At 64.6% G+C, this 6,949-nt stretch carries 10 protein-coding genes, 1 tRNA gene and 1 pseudogene; 9 read left to right on the forward strand and 3 right to left on the reverse strand.

Annotation, left to right across the window (positions count from 1 at the left end):
- Window positions 1-161: 161 nt before the first annotated feature.
- The gene (locus tag AC1D01_RS15375) at window positions 162-467 is read right to left on the reverse strand and encodes a hypothetical protein (protein ID WP_477867664.1); all 306 of its coding nucleotides are present in this window, start codon (window positions 465-467) and stop codon (window positions 162-164) included.
- A 105-nt stretch (window positions 468-572) separates the two neighbouring features.
- Here AC1D01_RS15375 and AC1D01_RS15380 point away from each other — a divergent pair, with 105 nt between their 5' ends.
- The 9 genes and pseudogenes from AC1D01_RS15380 to AC1D01_RS15420 all read left to right on the forward strand — a co-directional run bounded on the left by AC1D01_RS15380 (window position 573) and on the right by AC1D01_RS15420 (window position 6,204).
- Window positions 573-992 (forward strand): hypothetical protein, encoded by a 420-nt coding sequence (locus AC1D01_RS15380; protein WP_477867666.1) that lies wholly within the window; start codon window positions 573-575, stop codon window positions 990-992.
- Between the two features lie 573 nt (window positions 993-1,565).
- A complete protein-coding gene (locus tag AC1D01_RS15385) occupies window positions 1,566-1,820 on the forward strand; it encodes a hypothetical protein (RefSeq protein ID WP_477867668.1) in 255 nt (84 codons plus the stop codon).
- Between the two features lie 74 nt (window positions 1,821-1,894).
- Window positions 1,895-2,155: a hypothetical protein gene (locus tag AC1D01_RS15390; protein ID WP_477867670.1), complete on the forward strand. Its 261-nt coding sequence runs from the start codon at window positions 1,895-1,897 to the stop codon at window positions 2,153-2,155.
- 16 nt (window positions 2,156-2,171) lie between these two features.
- Complete coding sequence (locus tag AC1D01_RS15395) at window positions 2,172-2,573, forward strand: hypothetical protein (protein ID WP_477867672.1); 402 nt, start codon at window positions 2,172-2,174, stop codon at window positions 2,571-2,573.
- A gap of 547 nt (window positions 2,574-3,120) precedes the next feature.
- The gene (locus AC1D01_RS15400; protein WP_477867674.1) at window positions 3,121-3,612 is read left to right on the forward strand and encodes a hypothetical protein; all 492 of its coding nucleotides are present in this window, start codon (window positions 3,121-3,123) and stop codon (window positions 3,610-3,612) included.
- A gap of 144 nt (window positions 3,613-3,756) precedes the next feature.
- Window positions 3,757-4,725, forward strand: a complete 969-nt coding sequence (locus AC1D01_RS15405) for a LysR family transcriptional regulator (protein ID WP_477867676.1) — start codon at window positions 3,757-3,759, stop codon at window positions 4,723-4,725.
- Window positions 4,722-5,635: pseudogene (locus tag AC1D01_RS15410) on the forward strand (cyclic nucleotide-binding domain-containing protein). The gene AC1D01_RS15405 and the pseudogene AC1D01_RS15410 overlap by 4 nt, the downstream one beginning before the upstream one ends.
- 2 nt (window positions 5,636-5,637) lie before the next feature.
- Window positions 5,638-5,862 (forward strand): hypothetical protein, encoded by a 225-nt coding sequence (locus tag AC1D01_RS15415; RefSeq protein ID WP_477867677.1) that lies wholly within the window; start codon window positions 5,638-5,640, stop codon window positions 5,860-5,862.
- A 105-nt stretch (window positions 5,863-5,967) separates the two neighbouring features.
- The gene (locus tag AC1D01_RS15420) at window positions 5,968-6,204 is read left to right on the forward strand and encodes a hypothetical protein (protein ID WP_477867679.1); all 237 of its coding nucleotides are present in this window, start codon (window positions 5,968-5,970) and stop codon (window positions 6,202-6,204) included.
- 40 nt (window positions 6,205-6,244) lie between these two features.
- Here the strand turns inward: AC1D01_RS15420 and AC1D01_RS15425 are convergent.
- Window positions 6,245-6,321 (reverse strand) — tRNA-Arg (locus AC1D01_RS15425).
- Window positions 6,322-6,349: 28 nt separating this feature from the next.
- Window positions 6,350-6,949: heme biosynthesis protein HemY (locus tag AC1D01_RS15430; protein WP_489740511.1), on the reverse strand; the 600-nt coding region annotated here is incomplete at its 5' end.

Here is a 6,949-nt window from a genome sequence, read left to right on the forward strand (position 1 = left end):
GGGGTCTTCTCACCCCTACCTGAACGTCGATCGTCGAATACAGAGCGATCTGAGAGGTCGATTTCGATGGTGACCTTCAACGCGGCGAGTTTTCACACAGCCTCGGCCAGGAGCGGACGGTCACGAACGGCAGCAATCGGGAAGAGTGTCTGGTGACCTCGCTACAGAGCCTCCAAAAACAGGGGCTCCACGTCTCGGAAGACTCTCAACGACCCGTACTCGATCAAGCACTTGGCTCTTGCGTCGGTCAGGGTGAACATGTCCTCACGAACCTGAATCTGCAGGTCGGCGTCTATCCAAGAAGACTCCATTTCAATGCGCTGGCAGCCGTTGAGGACGAGATGCAGGTTGCCCCGCTCTCCGGGTCGAGTGACTCGAATCGTCAGTTGGCCAAGGGATACTGTGTATTCCCAACGCGTGATGATGGCACCGCGACACTCGGCGATGGCCAGCTGAAGGTTGTTCACTCACATCGATTCAGTCTACTGCTGCGCTAGGCATCAGCGCCTGATGTGACCGTCGCAGGCCGGCCAGAAGCGGCCCGTCGCGCATGACTGCTATAAGGTCGGCCCATGAGCGTGAAATATCACTTCAGCTACCAGCCCGATTGGCGCACAGCGCCCGTCGCATTCTGGGTTCATCGCCTGGTTGATGGCTCCGACGTGTTCGATCCTCCTGTTCCCTCTGCCATCCCGCATCAAGGGTTCGCCTTCCTGCACGTAGAGTTCGATTCAGCCGAGCTCGTGTTCAGCGCGCCAGCCCAACTGGAACACTTCATCGACGTCCTGTCGAAGAAGCCGCTTCCAACATCTCGGGCGCTTTCGTCGCAACGCGGTCTGCCTGTTGGTCCCAATGGGCACTGGCTCAGTCGTCTGCCTGCGCAGCTGAAGTCTCCGCGCGCTCGTGTGCGGCTCGTCGAGTCGTTGAAGGCAATCAGAGCCAGTGTGATTGCGCCGGGCGGGGGCTCGTTCACGCTCCCGGTAGCGATCTAATGCACGATTCCGAAAACGGCCAGTTGCAGACGCTGGGGATAGACTGCTTTCAGGTGAGCCTGCACCGAACCAGATGATKAAWAAATTGACCCAGCGAACAGCGAAACTTGCATGCGCGACTGTCGTCGCTTGCGCAGTGCTCTGGGCTACCTACGYTCTTGCCGGGCGCGYTCCTGATATGAGCAGCCCCATCCGAGTTACCGACTCAGTATTCCTCGCAGACGGCGGGTCAGCATGGATTGAGCTCACTGATGCCACGGGCAAGAGGATTGCGGTTGACGTGCATGGCAGCCTCGAACGGAATGCTTCGGACTTTCGCGTCTATCTGCAGCGTTGGTATCCCGTTTTCCCGGTTCCAGTGCAAGTGGAACCACGGTCGGAAGCAGGACGTGCATTAGTGGAAATCGTCGAGCGAGCTGGCCGCGATGGCAGCCCCGACGCGGCCCACGCGCTTGCACCGGCGCGCGTCGCACTCACAAGAGGCGCTCACTGACGGAAGGCTCCACCCGGCCACAACCGGTCGATCGCCACCGTCGGCTCTGGGCAATCTCTCTTGGACAATGTGAGAACACTATGGTTAGCAAGACCACGATCGCGTCGGCCGGCAATGTGATGCCAGGAGCGCTTGCCTGTCTCGAGAAGCAAGGCTTCGCCGTATCGATTGACGAAGGGTTGTGGCGTGCCGAGTCCGAGTTTCGAACCTTCTTGGGAGAGGATCCCCTGATCCTCCTGGGTCTCGTGATGTTCCACGACATGCGAGGCGACGATTGGCAGCCCTCCGACGCGGAGGTTGATCAGTTTGTCGCCCTGGACCAAAGTCGTGGATAGGCGCCTCGGTGGGCAAGAGTCGGCCACTTCCAGCCGCTCACCAGCGACCGCTATCGGGTACGCTCGGCAGCGCTATGACCGAACTCCTACTGGGCTCTGAGTACGACGACGACCTGTTCTATCGACTCGTTGCCGAGGTCGAGGCGATGGGCGGCTCGATCGTTGACAGTGAGTGGACCCTGGGCGGCCCCCAAGAAGCCACGCGGTACGAGATCTCGCTCCCAGGCGCTGACCTTGTGGCCGTCGCTCAAGCCGGTGTCGGCTTGTCGCTTCGTGGAGAGCCGGCGCTGGTTGAAGCCCTCGCGGATCGCGTAGCTTCGAATCGGCTCGCATGAATGGCGTTGTTCCCGCATGTCCCTGACCGGCCAGGAGCCGGCGCTGGCGAGACGCTGCTTGCTGCGTAGCTCGCGCCGATCTCCTGCCTGTATCGAACGCCAGGTTTTATCTATGGTCTCAACTGTGACTTCCGTTGTCCTCTTGATCGCGGCCGCCTACGTGGTGGTCGTCAATTGGGCATCTCTGTATCTCAGCTACCGCAATCTGCGTCTCGGGATACAGAAGCACCATTCAATGACGCCGCTACTCTCCCAAGTATTCGTTGTCTTGGCGTGGCTGATCCACCAGCCAAATGCCATGCCGTGGTTTCCAGTGCATGACTTCCTTTTGATTGCATTGGCCGACCCGTCGCTCTGGTCGCTGCTCTGGTTGCCCTTCCTTCTCATACGTCGCGCGCTGGAGGCTCGGAATTCCTGACCGTTGCCCCGCAGGGCCTCGCCGCTCGATCAGCACGTCCCTCACGGCATGACGGCTGATATAGGAACCCCCGATCTGCAGCACCGCACCTTTGATATGACCGGCCGCTTGCGGGCAACGAAATCGCTTTCGTCAAAGTCCGCAACGGGTCGATAGCACCGCTTCGCGGTTCGCGACAGCAGCCATTCGAGCAGGTCAGCACTGCCGTCGCGGCACCGTCCGCCAGGCCCATGACTGAGCAGCTGCAAAACGATTCGCGATGAACGGCTCCTTCTGGTGAGAGCTGTCGTTCGGTGGGCGGACCCGACCGACCGCAACCAGTCTGTAGCCGTCGTAGGCTGCGCAGCGACTGCTGTCGGTCGTGGACGAACTTCAGCTACACATTCAGGGCCACGCCGCGGTGATTCGACTGCGACACCAGAATCAACAATGACGAGTCGGAGACCGGTCCGCCCCCACCTMCTGGAGGTCTCCGATACTGGCTGGAAGGTAGATGACCGRCAGCCCGAGCCAATGCACCCTCATGACATCGCTCACGAGGTTCGCCATGCCGCTGCAGTCCTGTCTTCTGAATCGACACACTCGTCYGGTGGCCGGACCGCTGGCCCTCCACGTTGCAACCCCCACTGCGCAGGCGGCGCCTGCGGACCAACCRCCGCCGGTCTCCAGCGCCTTCCAGGCGGGCTTCTCCAAGGATGCGCGGATCTATGTCTTCGGCGCAAGCCGAGACTGGGGGAAACCGTTGCGATGGGGTGATGCTGCGGGCAACTGGGAGTCGTCAGTTGGGCAATGGCGAACGCGTCACGCCCCCGAAGGCGACCGCGGCGCGCTCGTTACGCCGGTGGGCTTCACTCTGGTGCTGAGCTGTTGTCTCGCCGACAGGCAGACGGAATCTTTCTTCGAACTGGTCATCGGGGCGAGCGTGCTGCTCCCGATCTACGAGACCGGTGAGCGCCTGCATCACTTCTTCAACGCAGGCATCAAGCGTCGGAACCCTCGCGAGAACACCATCCAGTTGCGCCATGCGACCCGCTACTGAACGATCACGTTTTCACGCCATGGAGGGCCGACACCGCGCGCGGGCCCGGATGCTCTATGCCGTCGTCATGCTGGTCGCTCTGGTGTCAGCTTCCTTCACCGCGATGGCACACGACGATTCTCACTGTGCGCGAAAGCAGTCTCCATGGATCGCCTGAAAGCCCTCGCCGTCTTCAAGTCGGTCGTCGAGCATGGCGGCTTCTCGCGTGCGGCGGTGGCTCTCGACATGTCGGGCTCCGTGGTCACGCGAACGGTGCAGGACCTGGAGGCACTGCTGGGGGTGCGCCTGCTGTTGCGCACCACGCGCAGCGTTTTGCCCACGTCCGTCGGCGAATCGGTGCTCGAGCGAGCCACGGAGCTGCTGGCATCCTATGACGAACTCGAAGCCTTCAGCAGCGAGTCGGCCCACGAACCCCACGGGCTGATCCGGTTTGCGGCCACCGCCTCGTACGGGCGGCTTCACCTCGGAAAGGCACTGGCGGCTTTTCGGGCACGGTGGCCGCGGGTCTCGGTGGACCTGCGCTTGCGTGACGACCCAGTGGATGTCCTCGCGGACGATGCGGACCTGGCGTTGTGCCTGGAAGGCCACCTGCGGCAATCGCATGTCGCTCGCGAACTCGCGAGGCTGGACGTGGGCTGGTTCGCCTCGCGTAATTTCCTGCTCGCCAGCGGAAGCCCCGCGACGCCGCTGGACGTGAGCCGCTTCGACTGCCTCGTCCATCGCCGGGCGCGCCCAGTCGGGTGGACCTTCGTGCACCGGGACAGCGGGCTGCGACACGAGGTGCCGGTCGCGGGCGTCCTTCAGTCTAGCCATGATGAAGTCCTGATGGAGGCCGCCGTCCACGGGGCCGGCCTGGTGCAGCTGCCCCTGTTCATGGCCGAAGCCTGCGTGGCCGAGGGCCGCCTGTGCCGGGTGCTGAGAGATTGGCATGCCGACCCGGTGTCCCTGCACCTCTGCTACGCGTCGCGGCGCCATCAACCGCTCGCCGTTCGCAAGCTCGTCGAGCATCTGGTGGAGTGGCTCGAGCCCCCGACGATTTACCGCGCTTTACTTGTGCCCCCCGGACTCGTGCACGACGATGGTGCCAAGTCAACAGAGGGACTGATGCCATGAATCCCAGCCTTGCTTCGGACGTCCTGTCGAGTCGCCGCCACCAGGCATTCCCTCGCTTGAGCGAGGGCGACATCGCGCGGATGCAACGCTTCGGAACACTACAGGCCTATCCGGCTGGCACCCGCATTGTCAGTGCCGGCGAGCGCGGACCGGGCCTGTTCGTGGTCGTGACAGGTCTGGTAGCCGTCCTTCAGCGCGACGGCATGGGCAACGAGACACCTGTCGTCGAACACGGTCCGGGCAACTTCTCGGGCGAACTGGCGACGATGACCGGCAAGCCTTCCCTGGTCGACGCCGTGGCCCGGGAATATGTCGAGGCGTTGCTGCTGCCGCCCGGACAGGTGCGCTCGCTGATGATCGCCGAGGCCGACCTGGGCGAGGCGCCGCCTCCGAAGGCCTGCGCGTCGTCGTGCTGGACCGGCGCGCCTATGGCGGGCAGGCCGGTGCCAGCGCGCGCATCGAGAACTACCTCGGGTTTCCGACCGGCATTTCCGGCGCCGCACTGACCGGGCGCGCCAGCGTGCAGGCCGAGAAGTTCGGCGCCGAACTGCTGATCCCGGCCGAGGTGCGGTCGCTGGACTGCGCTCGTGCGGGGCCGGAGCGTGAACTCGGGCTGCACCTCGCCGATGGCCGGCGCCTGCGTGCGCGCACGGTCGTCATCGCCAGCGGCGCGCGCTACCGCCGCCTGGAGGTGGATCGACTGTCCGCCTTCGAAGGCCGCGGCATCTGGTACTGGGCCTCGGCACTCGAGGCCACGCTGTGTGCCGCGCCGCTGGAAACCAGCGTGCCGGGGGTGTTCGCCGTCGGCGACGTGCGCTCCGGCTCGGTCAAGCGCGTGGGTGGCGCCATCGGCGAGGGCGCTGCGGCGGTCGCACAGATCCACCACCACCTCGCAGGGTTGCCGGCGTAGCGTTGACTCTTTCGCGTGACGCTCGACTTCGTCATCCCGCCGAGTGCACCCAGGGCCTGATCCTGCGCTTCCAGGCGGCGACCGATCGGATGGCCTCGGACGACCCGGCGCGGGCTGCACTCGCCCAGGTGCTGGACCGCGCCGAAGACGTGCTGAGGCAACAACTCGATCGCCTGTTCGACCCGCGCGAGCCGCCGCGTTCACACGATCGAGTGAACGGCGGGTAAAACGAATGGGGGTTCTGCCGCGGCGATGGAAGACCTATCGTTCAATCCCCCGCGCCCCAAGGAGCCACGCATGGCCCGCACGAACCAACAACACGGCGTGGCAGCGTGCGCGGGCGGAAGCTGGGCTCGGCGACCTGCGCCGACATCCTGTGGCATTCCAGCCGTTCGATGACGCACCACTACAGCATGGCGCAGACCGTCGAGCTGCACTCCGCGCTGGAGAAGATCAAGGAAGATTCGGGCCGCTGGAACAAGAGCCTGACCACGCTGCGGATGGAGCAGGAGGCCGCGCGCTCGACGGCCACTCCCCCAAAAGTCCCCCGGCAAGAAAAAACGCCCTAGAGGCGTAAACCTCTAAGGCGTTGAATCATTTCTTGTTTTTTGGTGCGGCTGGCAGGATTCGAACCCACGACCCCTTGGTTCGTAGCCAAGTACTCTATCCAACTGAGCTACAGCCGCTGAGCCTCGCAGTGTAGCACGACTTTTTTCAGATTCCGGCGAGCGTTGCGGCTTGTCGATAGCAATCGGCCGTGCGCTCGACATCGCCCTGCTGCTCGGCCAGGTGCGCGAGCAGCACCCAGGCGTCGCGGCGCGCGGCCAGCGGCAGCTCGTCGGCATCGGCGGCCTGCTGCAGCAGCAGCCGCGCCTTGCCCCACAGCTCGCGTTGCGCCAGCGCGCGGCCCACCGCATGCGCCAGCGCCGGCTCGCGCGGGAAGGCCTGCAGCGAGGCCTCCAGCCGCGGCAGCCAGTCGGCTCCGATGCCGTCGATCGACGCGACCAGCGCCTCGGCCAGCGCACAGCGCTCGTCGATGCCCAGCTCGCCCAGCCGCTCCCAGAACGGCCGCAGCGCATTGCGCGCATCCGCCTGCGCACCGAACTTCGACAGCCGCGTGGCGGTGCGCGCCGCGACGAACGGGTCGCGCCGGTCAACGGCCTCGAGCGACAACCACACGCGCCGCACCTGGTCGGCATCGCGCGCGCCATCGAGCGATTCGAACGCGAGCGAGCGCAGCAGGCCCTGCGCCGCCTCCTTCGAGAAGGCCTGGTGCTTGGCCAGCAGCCGCGCGGTCTTCAGCGCCTCGTGCGG

The organism is Rhizobacter sp. P3_B12 (assembly GCF_056402895.1).

Bases quoted from the DNA above. Each gene is read 5' to 3' on its own strand.
- AC1D01_RS15395 (WP_477867672.1), top strand. From the start codon at position 2,172: ATGTCCCTGACCGGCCAGGAGCCGGCGCTGGCGAGACGCTGCTTGCTG.
- AC1D01_RS15380 (WP_477867666.1), top strand. From the start codon at position 573: ATGAGCGTGAAATATCACTTCAGCTACCAGCCCGATTGGCGCACAGCG.
- AC1D01_RS15405 (WP_477867676.1), top strand. From the start codon at position 3,757: ATGGATCGCCTGAAAGCCCTCGCCGTCTTCAAGTCGGTCGTCGAGCAT.
- AC1D01_RS15385 (WP_477867668.1), top strand. From the start codon at position 1,566: ATGGTTAGCAAGACCACGATCGCGTCGGCCGGCAATGTGATGCCAGGA.
- AC1D01_RS15390 (WP_477867670.1), top strand. From the start codon at position 1,895: ATGACCGAACTCCTACTGGGCTCTGAGTACGACGACGACCTGTTCTAT.